Here is a 14,711-nt window from a genome sequence, read left to right on the forward strand (position 1 = left end):
GGATGAGTCTTCTCGGAATGGCCGTCGCGGTGGTGGCGGCCTGCCTCATCGGTCTGGGCTTCGTGGCGCAGCAGCACGCGGCCTTCCAGGAGCCGTTGGGACGGATCCTGCATCCGAGCCTGCTGCTGGACCTGCTGCACAGCCGGCTGTGGCTGGCCGGGATCGCGCTGATGATCGCCGGTCAGCTCGTCTTCGCGTTCGCGCTGGACCTCGTCGGCGTCTCCCAGGCCACGCCGGTGCTCACCGTCAACCTCGTCTTCGCTCTGATCGCCGCGCATGTGATCTACCGGGAGCCGTTCGGCGTCAGGGCACTGGTGGGGTCACTGATGCTGACCGGCGGGGTCGCGCTGTTCCTGGGCGTCGGGCAGCCGCACGGGGGCACGCCGCCCGGCACGCACTCCCTTCGCTGGTTGGGCGGGGCGGTCGTGCTGGTCCTCGCCGTGCTGGTCGCGGTGGGAGGAGGCCACCGGGACCTGAGGGTCCGGGCGATGCTGCTCGCCTCGGCCGCCGGGCTGCTCTTCGGCCTCCAGGACACGCTGACCCGCAGCGTCGTGCTGCTGTTCGCCGGTGGCGTGGCCGATGCCTTCAGGACGTGGCAGCCCTATGGCCTGGTGTGCGTCGGGGCTCTCGCCCTGCTGTTCGCGCAGTCCGCCTTCGACGCGGCGCCGCTGCGCATCTCGCTGCCCGCCAGTACGGCGGCCGAGCCGCTGACCGCGATCGCGCTGGGTGTCGTGATCTTCGACGAGAAGATCCGGCTGTCCGCTCGTGACCTGGCCCTGGAGGCGCTGGGCCTGGCGGGCATGGTGGCGGGCATCGTCGTCCTCGGCCGGTCGCCGTATCTCGGCAAACCAGGCGAAATGGCATCGCGGGACGGGAGTGCGGGCCAATGATCGCCGTCATCCTGGGACTGCTGGCCGGCGCGGCCAACGCCCTGGCGTCGGTGCTCCAGCGGCGGGCCGCCAGGACCGCGCCCGAAGCCGACGCCTTCAAGCCGTCCCTCATCCTCGACCTGCTGTGGCAGCCCCTCTGGCTCGGCGGGGTGGGCGCGCTCATCGCCGCGTTCCTCCTGCAGGCCGCGGCGCTGTCGATCGCGGGGCTGGCGCTGGTCCAGCCGCTGCTGGCCTCCGAACTGCCGTTCACCATGATCCTCATCGCCCTGCTGCCGCCGCGCGGGCTGCGCCAGGTGCCGTGGACGGGGGTCACCGTCCTCACCGTGGGCCTGGCCGGGCTGCTCGTCGCCGCCGCTCCCAGCGAGGGCCTGGGCGCGCCGGGCCCCGGCGAGTGGCTCATCGCGACGGCCGCCACGGTGGGCTGCGCCGCCGCCCTGGTGGCGGCGGCCTGGTCCATCCGCGGGCCGATCCGCGGCGTGCTGCTGGGCGTGACGACGTCCCTGGGCTTCGCGCTGACGGCGGCGTTCATGAGGACGGCCACGCGCGCCTTCTCCGGCGGTTTCGTCGCCGTCCTCACGACCTGGGAGCTCTACGCGATGGCCGTGGCGGGGGTCGCGAGCCTGTTCCTGCTCCAGAACGCGCTGCAGAGCGGCAGCCTGGTGGCCGTGCAGCCCGCCCTGACGGTCACGGACCCGGTCGCCAGCATCCTGCTGGGGGTCGGGCTCTTCGAAGAGAGCATCCGGACCGGTCCGTGGATCGCCGCGGAGATCCTGAGCATCGTGCTGATCCTTCTCGGCAGCGGCGCCATCGCCCGGTCCCCCCTGCTGCACGACGACCGCGCCGTCACCCCAGCGCGGCGCGAATGACATGCTCGGCCCGGACGGCGTCGAACAGGACGTCCACCCGCCGTGCCCGGGCCCTGCGGACCCGCTCGTTCCCGAGCCCGTCCAGCATCTCCAGGAGTTCGGCGGGCGACCGCGCGAGAGCGCTCAGCCCGGCCCGCTCCATCGCCTCGGCGCCGTCGCGTCCGTGGCCGGGGATGGGCCGGTAGGAGACCACCGGCAGCCCGCACGCGAAAGCCTCCCGGCACGTCTGCCCGGCCGCGTTGTCGACCAGCGCGTACGCGCCCGACATCAGGCCGGGCATGTCGTCCCGCCAGCCGAGGGCGTGCCCGGCCCCGGCGGCCCGGATCCGGGCGCGCAGCCGCCGGTTCCGTCCGCACAGCACGACCGGCAGGTACCGGCCGGACGCCGCGAGCCCGCGGGCCGTCTCGGTCACCCGGCCGACGCCCCAGGCCCCCGCGGAGATCAGCACGATCCGCTCCCCGGGCCGCGCGCCGACCGCGTCCCGCAGCCGTCCGCCGTCGTCCGCACGCCCGAATCCGGGCCGCACCACGGGCGCGACCCGGCCGGCCGGACGTCCCGTCCGCTCCGCCACCGCCCGCGCCGAGGCCTCGTCCGGGCACAGGAAGCGGTCGTTGCCCGGGTGCGCCCACATCCGGTGCGCGACGAAGTCGGTCACCAGCACGAGCGACGGCGCATCCAGCCGCCCCCGCAGGCGCATCCACCCCGCGACCTGCGCCGCGACATGAAAGGTCGACACCACCACGTCCGGCGGCGGTTCCGACGCCCGCCGCTCCAGCCTCCTGGCGATCAACACCGTGAGCGGCGACGCGGGCGGGGGGTGCGGCGCCACGAAGAACGCCCGGTAGATCCACTCGTACAGCCACGGCGCCCCGCGGAGCATCGCCCCGTACGTCCGCCTGAGCCCGCCCCCGAGGCGCAGCGGGACCAGGTCCAGCACGTCGACGACGCACACCTCCACGCCCCACGGCGCGATCCGGCGCGCCAGTTCCCCGGCGACCGCGTCGTGGCCCGCGCCCATGGCCGCCGTGAGGATGAGGAGCCGTTTGCCCATGCGATCGTTCCCCCTGTGAGACTGGTCCCATGTCGCATCTGACGCGGGGTCTCGCCGGGGTCCTCCTGGCGCACGCCCTGCCCGCCGCGACCTGGCTTCCGCCCGTCCGCCGCCTGACTCCCCGTCTCGCCGGCCGCGGCGGAGCCCGCCATGTCGCGCTCACCCTGGACGACGGGCCCGATGCCGCCTCCACGCCCCTCTTCCTGGACGAACTGGCCCGCCTCGGCTGTCATGCGACCTTCTTCGTCCTCGGCGCGATGCTTGAGCGCAACCCGTCCCTGGGGCGGCGCATCGTCGCCGACGGCCACGAGATCGCCGTCCATGGATGGCACCACGACAACGCCCTGAAGACCCGCCCCGGCCGTGTCTCCGCCGAGGTGCGCCGCACCGTCCGCCTCATCGAGGACGTGTGCGGCGCCACCCCCTCCTGGTACCGCCCCCCGTACGGCGTCTTCAGTGCCGAAGCCCTCTTCGCGGCCCATCGCGACAACCTGCGGCCCGTCCTGTGGACGGCTTGGGGCAGAGACTGGACGGCCTCCGCGACGCCTCGTTCCGTGTTGGCCACGCTCTCCCCCGGCCTGGACGGCGGCGCGACGCTTCTTCTGCACGACAGCGACGCCACCTCGACACCGGGCGCATGGAGAGCGTCCCTCGGCGCCCTCCCCGGCGTGGTGGCGACCTGTCGCGCCACCGGCCTGACCGTCGGCCCGCTGCGCGACCACGAGGTCTACTCCTCAAGGACGTCACCTGGTCACTCATAACCAGACGGCGTCCGTCCATGCTGGCGTGCCGCCGTGGCCTCCTCGGACGGTTCCCGCGGCGCGGCCTCCGCGGGACGGGTCAGCGGGCCGCGGGGCAGGAGCACGCCGCAGACGAGGGCGCCGGCCGCGAAGATGCCGGCGCACCACCAGAACACCGTGGTGTAGCCGTGGACCGCCGCGAGCTGGAGCATCTGCGGCGTCGGCCGCCCGTGCAGATGGTCGGCCAGGTAGCCGCTGGTGGCGCCGGCCGCGATCGTGTTGAGCAGCGCCGTGCCGATCGAGCCGCCCAGTTGCTGCCCGGTGTTGATGCTCGCCGAGGCCACCCCCGCGTCCCGCGGCTCCACGCCGAAGGTGCCGGTGGCGGCCGCCATGCCGAAGATGAGGCCCATGCCGGCGCCGATGACCATGAGCGGGCCGAGCAGCGCCGGCCCGTAGCCCGAATGGGCGCCGATCCTCGTCAGCCACACCATGGCGCCCGAGCTGAGCAGCATGCCGGCGACGACCATCGGCCCGGGGCCGAACCGCGGCATCAGCCTGGTGTTGCCCAGGACGGCCATGGCGCCGCTGAGCACCACCATCGGCAGCATGGCCAGCCCCGACCTGACGGCCGAGTACCCCAGGGTCACCTGCATGTAGTAGACGAGGAACAGGAAGACGCCGAACGTGCCGGCCCCGCTGATCAGGATGGTGAGGTAGGCGCCGGCGCGGACGCGGTCGAGCACGATGCGGGGCGGCAGCAGGGGGTGCGCGGTGCGCGCCTGCCAGGCCGCGAAAACGATCAGCAGGACGACACCGATCGCGAGGAAGCCCCAGGTCGAGGGCGTGCCCCAGCCGTGGGACGCGGCGTTGGAGAAGCCGTAGACCAGGCAGAGCATCCCCCCGGACACCGCCACCACGCCCGGAACGTCCAGGCGGCCGCCCGGCGTCCTGTGCTGCCTTCCGATCAGCAGCGCTCCCCCGATGATCGCGATCGCGGCGAAGACGAGGTTGACGTACATGCACCACCGCCAGGACAGGTAGGACGTCAGCGCACCGCCGAGTAGCAGCCCGAGGCCGCCGCCGGCGGCCGCGACCGCGCCGTAGACGCCGAACGCCCTGGCCCGCTCCCCGGGGTCCCGGAAGGTCGTGGTCAGCAGCGACAGGGCGGACGGCGCCAGCAGGGCGCCGAAGGCCCCCTGGCAGGCGCGCGCCGTCACCAGCATCGAGAAGTCGACCGAGGCGCCGCCGACGGCGGAGGCGGCCGCGAAGCCGACGAGCCCGGTCAGGAAGGTCGCCTTGCGGCCGGCCAGGTCGGCCAGGCGTCCGCAGAACAGCAGCAGACTCCCGAACGACAGCGCGTACGCGGTCACGACCCACTGCCTGTCGGCGGTCGAGAAGTCCAGCGCGCGCTGCGCCGACGGCAGCGCGAGGTTCATCACGGTCAGGTCGAGGACGACCATGAGCTGGGCGGCGGCGATGACGGCGAGGACGAGCCACCGTCTCGGATCCAGGTCCGTCGTCCCGGCCGCGCCGGCCCCGGGCCCGGCCACCGGGACCGCACTGCGTGCAGGCATGATCATCTCCTTGTCGCTTCGAGCGGAGTCACGTCGAAGGTTCGACGACACGGGCCCCCGGAATGTCAGGCCCCGCGGCGACGTGACATTCCGGGGCGCCGTCTCGTCGGAGTGGTGTGAGCACATCCGAGCCAGGGAGCCACGGGGACATGACCGACCACTCGACCGACCACTCGCCACCAGGACACGACCTGCCCGACGCGGGCCTGAGCGCGATCATCAGCGAGCGGCGCCGGCTGATCGGCCTCTCCTACCGGCTCCTCGGCTCCCTGGCCGACGCCGAGGACGTCGTGCAGGAGACCTACGCCCGCTGGTACGCCATGTCCCCGCGGCGGCGGGAGGCCGTCGCCTCCCCCGGCGCCTGGCTGTCGAAGGTCGCCGGCCGGATCTGCCTGGACGTGCTCGGCTCGGCTCGCGCGAGGCGGGAGCGCTACGTGGGCGAGTGGATCCCCGAACCGCTGCCCGAGCCCGAGCGGTGGATCGGCGGGCGGCCGGGCGCCGCCGCGTCCGACCCGGCCGACCGGATCACCCTGGACGAATCGGTCGCCATGGCCTTCCTCGTCGTACTCGAATCGATGACCCCGGCCGAACGGGTCTCGCTCATCCTGCACGACGTCTTCCGCTACCCCTTCGCCGAGGTGGCCGAGATCACCGGCCGCACCCCGGCGGCGTGCCGCCAACTGGCCTCGTCGGCCCGCCGCCGCATCCGCGCCTCCACGCCGCCCGCGGCCCCGGCCGCCGGCCGCGCCGGCGTCGTCAGGAACTTCAAGCAGGCGCTGGAGACCGGTGACGTCGACGCCCTGATCGGCCTTCTCGACCCGGGCGCCGTCCTCACCGCCGACGGCGGCGGCGTGGTCAGGACCGTCCTGCGTCCGATCGAGGGCGGCGAGCGGATCGCGCACGCCATCGCCGAACTCGTCCGGCGGGTGACCGGCGTGACGCTCCTGGAGCGCACGGTCAACGGCCAGCCCGGCCTCATCGCCCAGCAGGACGGCGCCACCGTGACGGTGTACGCGTTCGAGATCACAGGCGATCGGATCAGGCACATCTGGGCGGTCCGCAACCCCGAGAAACTTCGCCCCTGGACCAGCGCCTGAGACACGACCCCACCGCAACGGGCTCGGAGTGACTATTCCGTCGTGCGGCGGCAAGGCAGTCCTGCCACCCCGTTTCGGTGGTGACCCACCGCTTTCCTGATATCACTTGCCGTGACTACAAGAGAGCGGAAGGTGACGATGGCGCATTCTGACGGAAGAGCCGGTTCCCGCAACGAAGTGCTCTGCCTGGCGGCCGGGGTCGCCGATGTGGTGGCGGAGGGGTTGCGAGGCCTGACCCGGCGCATGCCCGGTCCGGCCGACGTGCGGCAGGAGCTTCGCGCACGCGGTGAGCTCGCGCTGCGGCGCAACGGCGTGGCTCCGGAGGCGCACATGGAGGTCCTGGCCCGTCAGGCCGCCGCCCGGCCCCAGGATGGCTGACCTTCGCACCCGGGTCGACCGGGCGCTGGCGGAGTTCGTCGAGGCGGAGGTCGCCGAGCTGCTGGCCCTGGACGGCGATCTGGCGCCCGTGGCCGACCAGTTGCGGATCTCGGTCGACGGCGGCAAGCGGATCCGCCCGGCGTTCTGCTACTGGGGGTGGCGCGCCGCGGGCCAGCCGGACACCGACGCCATCGTCCGCGCGGCGGCGGCGCTGGAGCTGGTCCACGCCGCGGCGATCGTCCACGACGACGTCATCGACCGCAGCCCGATGCGCCGCGGACGGCCGAGCGCGCACGAGAGCCTCGGCGACGCCCTCGCCATCATGGTCGGCGACCTGCTGGTGGCGTGGTCCGCGCAGCTGTTCCACTCCTCGGGCCTGCCGAGGGCCTTCCTCGGCCGGGCGGTGCCGCAGTGGACCGCGATGGGCCGCGAACTGGTGGCGGGCGAGTGCCTGGAGATCCTGCGGACCGGGGCGGCGCCGGACGTGGCCCGTTCCCTGACGATCGTGCGGTTCAAGACCGGCTCCTACACCGTCGAGGGGCCCCTGCGGATCGGCGCGGTGCTGGGCGGGGCGGCCGCGCCGACACTGGCCGCGCTGGCCGCCTACGCCCGTCCGCTCGGAGAGGCCTTCCAGTTGCGGGACGACCTGTGGGGCGTGTTCGGCGACCCGCGCCGAACCGGCAAGTCGCTCCTGGACGACCTGGCGGGCCGCAAGCCCACCGCCCTGCTCGCGCTGACCCTGACCGAAGCCGGCGAACCCGACCGCCGGCGCCTGCGGGACCTGCTGGACGGACCGCTCACCCCGGCCGGCGCCGCCGAGATCCGGGAGATCATGCTGCGCGCCCGGGCGCCGGCCCGCGTCCGGCAGATGATCGACGAACGCGCGCACGCCGCGCAGGCGGCCCTCGCCGGCACCCGGCCGGACGCCGCCGACGCCCTGGCCCGACTGATCTGCGAGGTGACCGCCGATGACTGACTACACCGACCGGTACATGGACGCTCTGCGGCTGAAGGGCGACCCGCTCGCCGACGCGACCGTCGAAGCCCTGTTCAGCTCCGGGCAGGTGGGCGAGTACAACACCCTCATGCGCTGGTTCACGACCTCCGGCCAGGCGCTCCCCGACGGACTGCCCGACGCGGCGCGCGACTACCTCCAGGCGACCGCGACCCCGCCGGACTGGATCGACTGGGGCGTCATGGAACAGGCGCGCCAGTTCTTCATCGACAACGACGTGCACGTCTCCACCGCCCTGTCGTTCGCGGCGATGCCGGCCTGCTACGTCGTCCCGCACGTGGCCAAGCTGCTGTCGGCCACGCACTCGCTGGCCTACCCCTCACGCCGGATGGCCGAGACCGGGCAGTTCACCGTCTACCTCATGCAGCCCGAGGCGTTCCAGGCCGGCGGGCGGTTCCTTCCGGCGGCGCAGAAGGTCCGGCTGCTGCACGCCTCCATCCGCCGGCACCTGAAGGAGCAGGGCCACTGGCCCGAGCCCGTCGCGATCTGCCAGGAGGACATGCTCGGCGGGCTGATGATGTTCAGCATCCAGGTCCTGGACGCCCTGCACCGCATGGGCATCCACATCACCGCCGAAGGCGCGGACGCCTACTACTACGCCTGGCGCGTCGTCGGCGTCATCCTCGGCATCGAGCCCGACACCATCCCCCCGGACCTTCAGGCGGCCCGGGAGTTCTCCGACCGGTACATGGTGCGCCACATGGGCCCCTCCCCCGAGGGGGTGCACCTGACCCGGCAGCTGATCGACCTGTACGAGGAGGTCGTGCCCGGGACGCTGCTCGACCCGGTCGTGCCCGCGCTCATCCGCTACCTCATCGGCGACACCTCCGCGGACTGGCTCCAGGTCCCCCGTACGCGGTTCGACTCCCTCATCAGGATCGCCCCGGCCCTGCTGGGCGCCCTGGAATGGGTCGAGGACCGCGGGCCGTGGGCCGAGCACATCTCCGACCGGCTCGGCCACCTGGTCACCATGCTGGAACTGTCCTCCCTGACGCGGGGCCGCGTCATGCACTACGCCATCCCCCAGGAACTCAAATCCGACTTCGGGGTGCCCTCGAAGAATGCGCGCTGGACCCCGCCCCCGCCGACCCTCGTCTCCTAGCTCAGGCGGGATCGAGCGCTTCGCGCGGGGGGCGTCCCGGGTCAGGGCTCGAAGCGGTAGCCCATGCCCGGCTCGGTGATCAGGTGGCGGGGGTGGGCCGGGTCGGGTTCCAGCTTGCGGCGCAGGTGCGCGAGGTAGACGCGCAGGTAGTTCGTCTCCTTGTCATAGCCCGGTCCCCATACCTCGTGGAGCAGCTGCCGCTGGCCGACGAGGGCGCCGGTGTTGCGGACCAGGAGCTCCAGGATGTTCCACTCCGTGGGCGTCAGGCGGATCTCCCGGCCCGCCCGGGTCACCCGCTTGGCCCCCAGGTCGATCGTGAAGGCCCCGGTCTCGACCACGGTGGCGGCCTGCTCGGCCGGGGCCGCCCGCCGGACCGCCGCGCGCAACCGGGCCAGGAGCTCGTCCATGCCGAACGGCTTGGTGACGTAGTCGTCGGCGCCCGTGTCCAGGGCCCGGACCTTCTCCTCGGAGGCGTGCCGCGCGGAGAGCACGATGATGGGGACGTTCAGCCAGCCGCGCAGCCCCTGGATCACCTCGACGCCGTCCATGTCGGGCAGACCGAGGTCGAGCACCACCACGTCGGGCCTGCGCCGGGCGGCCAGGTCGAGGGCGGTGCGGCCGTCGGGCGCGGCGTCCACCTCGTAGCCGCGCGTCCTCAGGTTGATCCGCAGCGCGCGGACGAGTTGCCGCTCGTCCTCGACGAGGAGTATCCGCGTCACGGTGATCCCCTACCCTCGTCGCCGGATGCGGAGACGTCCCCGCGGGCGCCGGCGGCCGGCAGCGCGAAGACCATGGTGAGGCCGCCTCCGGGGGTGTCCTCGGCCCGCAAGGTGCCGCCCATCGCCTCGGTGAAGCCCCGGGCCACGGCCAGGCCCAGCCCCACCCCGGCGCCTCGGGGAGAGTCCCCGAGGCGCTGGAACGGCGCGAAGATCTGCTCCTTGGCGGCCTCCGGCACTCCGGGGCCCCGGTCCGCGACCCTGATCTCGACCCGCGGGGGCCGCCGGTGCGTCCGCAGCTCACCGGCCGACAGGGTGACGGCGCCGGTGCCGTACCGGACGGCGTTCTCGACCACGTTGGCCAGCGCCCGTTCCAGGAGGCCCGGATCGGCCAGGACCGGCGGGAGCGTCTCGGGGACGTCCACCTCGACGCGGCCCGCCGGCACGCCCTGGAGGGCGGGCGGCACCACCTGCTCCAGGGAGACCGGCTGGGTCAGCGGGGAGACGACCCCCGTCTGCAGGCGGCTCATGTCGAGCAGGTTGCCGATGAGGCCGTCGAGCTTGTCGGCCGACTCCTCGACGGTGGCCAGCAGTTCGGCCTCGTCCTCGGGATCCCAGTCGACGTCGGTCTGGCGCAGGCTGCTCACGCCGGCCTTGATCGAGGCCAACGGGGTGCGCAGGTCGTGGGAGACCGCGGCGAGCAGGGCGGTACGGATCTTGTCGCCCTCGGCGAGCCGCCGCGCCCGCCCCGCCTCCTCGGCCAGCCGCCGCCACTCCAGCGCGGCGGCGGCCTGGGACGCGAACGCCGACAGAACCCGGCGGTCCGCGGCGGGCAGGACGCGTCCGCGCAGGGCCAGCACGGTCTCGCCGCTCCGGTCCGCCCCCTCGCCCGCGCCGACCCCGGCCTGCGCGTCGGCGCGGTCGGGGTCGGGGCACGGGTCGGAGCCGGTCGAGCCCAGGACGGTCCAGCCGTCGCCCGCTCTCTCCAGCAGCGCGACCGAGGCCACGCCGAAGGTCTCGCGGATCCGCTCCAGCAGGGCGGGCAGCGCCTTCTCGCCGCGCAGCACACTGGTCGCCAGCATGCTCAGCGTCTCGGCCTCCGCGCTGCTCTGCGCCGCCTGCCGGGAGCGGCGCGCGGCGAGGTCGACCACCGAGGCGACCGCCGCCGCCACGCCGACGAAGATCACCAGCGCGAGGGCGTTGTCGCGGTCGCCGATGGTGAGGGTGTGGAAGGGCGGGGTGAAGAACCAGTTGGCCAGCAGGCTGCCCAGCACCGCGGCGGCCACGGCCGGCCACAGCCCTCCCGCGAGCGCGACCCCGACGGTGAGCACCAGATAGAACAGGATGTCGGTGACCAGGCCGAACTCCAGGCCCGCACCGGCCAGCAGGCCGGTCAGTGCCGGCGGGCCGGCGACGGCGAGCGCCCATCCCGTCCCCCTGCGCCGGCGGCTCAGCGCCGGACCGCTCGCGCGGGTGATGCCGGGGCGCTTCCGGGCGTGCCCGTGGCTGACGATGTGGACGTCGACGTCGCCGGACTCCCTGGTCACGGCGGCCCCGATGCCGGTTCCGAACATCCGCCGCCGACCGGAGCGGCGGCCGGCCCCCACGACGAGCTGCGTGGCGTTGACGGCGCGGGCGAACTCCAGCAGCGCCGTCGCCACGTCGTCGCCCACCACCTGGTGAAACGTCCCGTTCATGCTCTCCACCAGGGCGCGCTGCCGCGCGAGTGCCGCCGCGGAGCCCTCGTCGAGGCCGCCGCTGCGCATCACGCGGACGGCGAGGAGGTCCGCGCGCCCGGCCCGGGCGCCCATGCGGGCCGCGCGGCGGATCAGCGCGTCGCCCTCCGGGCCGCCGCCCAGCGCCACCACGATGCGCTCGCGCGCCTCCCAGGGCTCGGTGATGCCGTGCTGGTCGCGGTAGCGGGCGAGGCCCTCGTCGACGCGGTCGGCCACCCACAGCAGGGCCAGCTCGCGGAGGGCGCTGAGGTTGCCCGTCCCGTAGTAGCCGGCCGGCGCGGCGCCGGTCTCGTCCGGCGCGTGGACGTTCCCGTGCGCGAGCCGCCGGCGGAGCGCCTCGGCGGTCATGTCGACCAGCTCGATCTGGTCCGCCCGCCGGACGACGGCGTCCGGGACGGTCTCGTCCTGCCGGACCCCGGTGATGCTCTCCACCACGTCGCCGAGCGATTCCAGATGCTGGACGTTGAGAGTGGAGATCACGTCGATGCCCGCCCGCAGGAGTTCCTCGATGTCCTGCCATCGCCGGGCGTTGCGGCTTCCCGGGGCGTTGGCGTGGGCCGGTTCGTCGACCAGCGCGACCTCGGGACGGCGGGCCAGCAGGGCGTCCACGTCCAACTCGGTGAGCCACGACCCCCGGTAGGGCGTCCGGCGGGCCGGGACGACCTCCAGGTCGCCGATCTGCTCGGCGGTCCGGGAGCGCCCGTGGGTCTCGACAAGGCCGACGACCACGTCCGTGCCGCGCCCGGCACGCCGTCGGCCCTCGTTCAGCATGGCGTAGGTCTTGCCGACCCCGGGCGCCGCGCCCAGATAGATGCGCCATGTGCCCCGCCTGCCCATGCCGAGCGCCGCCTCCCCTCGCCTGAATCGTCCCTTTATGGGGCCTGGCGAAATCTAGCAAAGCCTGGTGGGCGCCCCTGTGCGGTCCGTCCCCGCGGATCAGGAATTGACGTTTTCTTAACGGCCGCCGGGCTTTCCGTATTCTCCGGGAACGCTTCGAGGCGGCTCCGGCGCGGGCGACCGGCCGGTCCGCAGGGTGACCACCATGGTCAGGCCGCCGCCGGGGGTCTCCTCGGGGAGCAGGGTGCCGCCCATCGCCTCGGTCAGCCCCCGCGACAGCGCCAGCCCGAGGCCGACGCCGGTGCCGTTGTCGCGGTCGCCCAGCCGCTGGAAGGGCACGAAGACCGCGTCCCTCTCGGACGCGGGGATGCCGGGGCCGCGGTCGATCACGCGCAGCTCGACCCGGTCCGCGTGGGCGCTGGCGGTCACCGTGACGGGCTCCCCGGGCGGGTTGTGGCGGACGGCGTTGGCGACGAGGTTCGCCAGCACCCGTTCGAGCAGGGCCGGATCGGCCGACACCTCGGGCAGCTCTGCGGCGATCCGGATGCGCACGCCGGTCGCGTCGACGTGATCGAGGGAGGAGACGGCGCGGGGCACGACGTCCTCGACCGCCAGGGGGCGCGGGAGGACGCCGAGCACGCCGGCCTGCAGGCGGCTCATGTCGAGAAGGTTGGCCACCAGCCGGTCGAGCCGCGCCAGGGACTCGGCGGCGGTGTCGATCAGTTCGTCCCGGTCCTCCTCGATCCAGGTGACGTCGGGGCTGCGCAGGCTGTCCACCGCGGCCTTCGCCGCGGACAGCGGCGTCCGCAGGTCGTGGCCGACGGCGTTGAGCAGGGCGGTGCGGATCCGGTCGGCCTCGGCCAGCGGGCGCGCCTGCTCGGCCTCGGCGGTCAGCCGCTGCTGCCGCAACGCGACCGCGGCGTGCGCGGCGAAGGCCTCCAGCACCCGCCGGTCCTCGGCCCGCAGCGTCCGGCCGCGCAGCACGAGGACGAGGTCGTCGTCGATCGGGATCTCGGTCTCGCCGGCCTTCGGGGCGGTGCAGGGCGGGCCCCCGGCCGTCGACACGATGCGCCAGCGGTCCGGATCGCTGTGCATTCCGAGCGCCCCGGCGGCCTCCGGCCCGCGCTCCAGCAGGGTCACCGCCGTGAGACCGAAGGTCCGCCGCAGGTCTTCGAGGATGTCGCGCGGCGTGTTCTGGCCGCGGAGCACCCCGCCCGCCAGGCCGGACAGGACCTCGGCCTCGGCCCGGGTCCGGGACGCCTCCCGGCTGCGCCGGTAGTTCAGGTCGACGACGGCGCTGACGACGGCGGCCACCACGACGTAGACCACCAGGGCCAGCAGGTTCTCCTGCTCGGAGATCGTGAACCGGTCGAGCGGCGGCGTGAAGTAGTAGTTCAGCAGGAGGGACCCGAACACCGCGGTGAAGAGCGCGGGGTACAGACCGCCGGCCAGCGCGACCCCGATGACCACGACGAGGAACAGCAGGATGTCGCTGGGCAGGGAGAACTCCCCCCGCAGATGGTGGAGCACCAGGGTGAGGAGCGGGAGGAGCGCGGCGGCCAGCACGAAGCCCGCGGTGCGCCGCCGCCGGGTGAGGCCGCCGCGCGACGGCCGGGCCCGGCGCCCCTTGCTGACCTCCTCGTGCGTGACCAGGTGGACGTCGATGGGGCCGGAGTGGGCGGTCGTCGTCACGCCGACGCCCCGGGAGAACAGCTGCGCGACCCGCCCCCGGCGGGAGGCGCCCAGGACCAGCTGGGTCGCGTTGACGCCCCGGGCGAAGTCCAGGAGGGCGGTGGGGATGTCGTCGCCGACGACCTGGTGGTAGGTGCCGCCGAGATTCTCCACGAGGGCCCTCTGCCGCACGAGGTGCGCGGGGTCGGTGCCGGTGAGGCCGTCGCCGGGGAGGACGTGGACGGCCAGCAGGTCGGCGCCCTTGGAGCGGTCGGCGACACGGGCGGCCCTGCGGACGAGCGTGTCGCCTTCGGGGCCGCCGGTGAGGGCGACCACGACGCGTTCGCGCGCCTCCCAGGTGCCGCGGATCTCGTGGTCGGCGCGGTACCGGTCGAGCTGGTCGTCGACCTTGCCGGCCAGCCACAGCAGCGCCAGTTCCCGGAGGGCGGTCAGGTTCCCGACGCGGAAGTAGTTGCCGAGCGCGGCGTCGACCTTCTCGGGGGCGTACACGTTGCCGTGGGCCATCCGGCGGCGCAGCGCCTCGGGCGCCATGTCGACCAGCTCGACCTGGTCGGCGCGGCGGACCACCTCGTCTGGGACGGTCTCGCGCTGCGGCACACCGGTGATCTGCTCGACGACGTCGTTCACCGACTCCAGGTGCTGCACGTTGACGGTGGAGATGACGTCGATCCCGGCCTCCAGGATCTCCTCGACGTCCTGCCAGCGCTTGGCGCGGCGCGAGCCGGGCACGTTGGTGTGCGCGAGCTCGTCGACCAGCACGACCCGTGGGCGCCGGGCGATCACCGCCTCGGTGTCGAGTTCGGTGAACGCCGTACCGCGGTACTCCAGGGTCTTGCGGGGAAGCGTCTCCAGCCCGGCGAGCCGCTCGACGGTCAGGGGCCGGCCGTGGGTCTCCACACAGCCCACGACCACGTCGGTACCGCGGGCCCGCCTCCGGTGCGCCTCGGCGAGCATCGCGTACGTCTTGCCCACACCCGGGGCGGCCCCCAGGTAGATGCGGAGCCGCCCACGCGTCAT

The 14,711-nt window shown here is 73.8% G+C and carries 12 protein-coding genes; 7 read left to right on the forward strand and 5 right to left on the reverse strand.

Features of this window, described 5'->3' with window-relative positions; translation table 11 throughout:
* The first annotated feature begins 2 nt into the window (after positions 1 to 2).
* Both AB0H37_RS26620 and AB0H37_RS26625 read left to right on the forward strand, forming a co-directional pair.
* Entirely contained in the window at positions 3 to 890 is an 888-nt protein-coding gene (locus tag AB0H37_RS26620) for a DMT family transporter (protein WP_360615952.1), read from the forward strand.
* The gene (locus AB0H37_RS26625) at positions 887 to 1,756 is read left to right on the forward strand and encodes a DMT family transporter (RefSeq protein WP_179835433.1); all 870 of its coding nucleotides are present in this window, start codon (positions 887 to 889) and stop codon (positions 1,754 to 1,756) included. Before AB0H37_RS26620 ends, AB0H37_RS26625 begins: the two co-directional genes overlap by 4 nt.
* Here AB0H37_RS26625 and AB0H37_RS26630 read toward each other — a convergent pair.
* Positions 1,734 to 2,807 (reverse strand): hypothetical protein, encoded by a 1,074-nt coding sequence (locus AB0H37_RS26630; protein WP_360615955.1) that lies wholly within the window; start codon positions 2,805 to 2,807, stop codon positions 1,734 to 1,736. The genes AB0H37_RS26625 and AB0H37_RS26630 overlap by 23 nt on opposite strands.
* A 29-nt stretch (positions 2,808 to 2,836) precedes the next feature.
* Here AB0H37_RS26630 and AB0H37_RS26635 point away from each other — a divergent pair, with 29 nt between their 5' ends.
* Positions 2,837 to 3,568 (forward strand): polysaccharide deacetylase family protein, encoded by a 732-nt coding sequence (locus AB0H37_RS26635; protein ID WP_360615957.1) that lies wholly within the window; start codon positions 2,837 to 2,839, stop codon positions 3,566 to 3,568.
* Here AB0H37_RS26635 and AB0H37_RS26640 read toward each other — a convergent pair.
* Entirely contained in the window at positions 3,559 to 5,121 is a 1,563-nt protein-coding gene (locus tag AB0H37_RS26640; RefSeq protein ID WP_218935202.1) for an MFS transporter, read from the reverse strand. The two genes, AB0H37_RS26635 and AB0H37_RS26640, sit on opposite strands and share 10 nt — an antisense overlap.
* A 149-nt stretch (positions 5,122 to 5,270) precedes the next feature.
* Between AB0H37_RS26640 and sigJ the strand changes: the two genes are divergently transcribed.
* The 4 genes from sigJ to AB0H37_RS26660 all read left to right on the forward strand — a co-directional run bounded on the left by sigJ (position 5,271) and on the right by AB0H37_RS26660 (position 8,713).
* On the forward strand, positions 5,271 to 6,218 hold the full coding sequence (gene sigJ, locus AB0H37_RS26645; protein WP_329089788.1) for an RNA polymerase sigma factor SigJ: 948 nt from the start codon (positions 5,271 to 5,273) through the stop codon (positions 6,216 to 6,218).
* Positions 6,219 to 6,356: 138 nt separating this feature from the next.
* Positions 6,357 to 6,596 carry a polyprenyl synthetase gene (locus AB0H37_RS26650; RefSeq protein ID WP_179835437.1) on the forward strand — a complete coding sequence of 80 codons (240 nt, stop codon included), beginning with the start codon at positions 6,357 to 6,359 and terminating at the stop codon, positions 6,594 to 6,596.
* Positions 6,589 to 7,572: a polyprenyl synthetase family protein gene (locus AB0H37_RS26655; RefSeq protein ID WP_179835438.1), complete on the forward strand. Its 984-nt coding sequence runs from the start codon at positions 6,589 to 6,591 to the stop codon at positions 7,570 to 7,572. The genes AB0H37_RS26650 and AB0H37_RS26655 overlap by 8 nt, the downstream gene beginning before the upstream one ends.
* Complete coding sequence (locus AB0H37_RS26660) at positions 7,565 to 8,713, forward strand: oxygenase MpaB family protein (RefSeq protein WP_179835439.1); 1,149 nt, start codon at positions 7,565 to 7,567, stop codon at positions 8,711 to 8,713. The genes AB0H37_RS26655 and AB0H37_RS26660 overlap by 8 nt, the downstream gene beginning before the upstream one ends.
* Positions 8,714 to 8,754: 41 nt before the next feature.
* Here AB0H37_RS26660 and AB0H37_RS26665 read toward each other — a convergent pair whose 3' ends face one another.
* From AB0H37_RS26665 to AB0H37_RS26675, 3 genes are all read right to left on the reverse strand, one after another.
* Positions 8,755 to 9,432 (reverse strand): response regulator, encoded by a 678-nt coding sequence (locus AB0H37_RS26665; protein WP_179835440.1) that lies wholly within the window; start codon positions 9,430 to 9,432, stop codon positions 8,755 to 8,757.
* Complete coding sequence (locus AB0H37_RS26670; protein WP_360615960.1) at positions 9,429 to 12,002, reverse strand: DUF4118 domain-containing protein; 2,574 nt, start codon at positions 12,000 to 12,002, stop codon at positions 9,429 to 9,431. Before AB0H37_RS26670 ends, AB0H37_RS26665 begins: the two co-directional genes overlap by 4 nt.
* A gap of 117 nt (positions 12,003 to 12,119) precedes the next feature.
* Positions 12,120 to 14,711, reverse strand: a complete 2,592-nt coding sequence (locus AB0H37_RS26675) for an ATP-binding protein (RefSeq protein WP_360615962.1) — start codon at positions 14,709 to 14,711, stop codon at positions 12,120 to 12,122.

It is taken from the genome of Actinomadura sp. NPDC023710, from assembly GCF_040639875.1.
Taxonomy (GTDB): domain Bacteria; phylum Actinomycetota; class Actinomycetes; order Streptosporangiales; family Streptosporangiaceae; genus Spirillospora; species Spirillospora citrea.

Bases quoted from the DNA above. Each gene is read 5' to 3' on its own strand.
- AB0H37_RS26655 (WP_179835438.1), top strand. From the start codon at position 6,589: ATGGCTGACCTTCGCACCCGGGTCGACCGGGCGCTGGCGGAGTTCGTC.
- AB0H37_RS26670 (WP_360615960.1), bottom strand. From the start codon at position 12,002: ATGGGCAGGCGGGGCACATGGCGCATCTATCTGGGCGCGGCGCCCGGG.
- AB0H37_RS26640 (WP_218935202.1), bottom strand. From the start codon at position 5,121: ATGCCTGCACGCAGTGCGGTCCCGGTGGCCGGGCCCGGGGCCGGCGCG.
- AB0H37_RS26635 (WP_360615957.1), top strand. From the start codon at position 2,837: ATGTCGCATCTGACGCGGGGTCTCGCCGGGGTCCTCCTGGCGCACGCC.
- AB0H37_RS26620 (WP_360615952.1), top strand. From the start codon at position 3: ATGAGTCTTCTCGGAATGGCCGTCGCGGTGGTGGCGGCCTGCCTCATC.
- AB0H37_RS26660 (WP_179835439.1), top strand. From the start codon at position 7,565: ATGACTGACTACACCGACCGGTACATGGACGCTCTGCGGCTGAAGGGC.
- AB0H37_RS26630 (WP_360615955.1), bottom strand. From the start codon at position 2,807: ATGGGCAAACGGCTCCTCATCCTCACGGCGGCCATGGGCGCGGGCCAC.
- AB0H37_RS26675 (WP_360615962.1), bottom strand. From the start codon at position 14,711: ATGACGCGTGGGCGGCTCCGCATCTACCTGGGGGCCGCCCCGGGTGTG.
- sigJ (WP_329089788.1), top strand. From the start codon at position 5,271: ATGACCGACCACTCGACCGACCACTCGCCACCAGGACACGACCTGCCC.
- AB0H37_RS26650 (WP_179835437.1), top strand. From the start codon at position 6,357: ATGGCGCATTCTGACGGAAGAGCCGGTTCCCGCAACGAAGTGCTCTGC.
- AB0H37_RS26625 (WP_179835433.1), top strand. From the start codon at position 887: ATGATCGCCGTCATCCTGGGACTGCTGGCCGGCGCGGCCAACGCCCTG.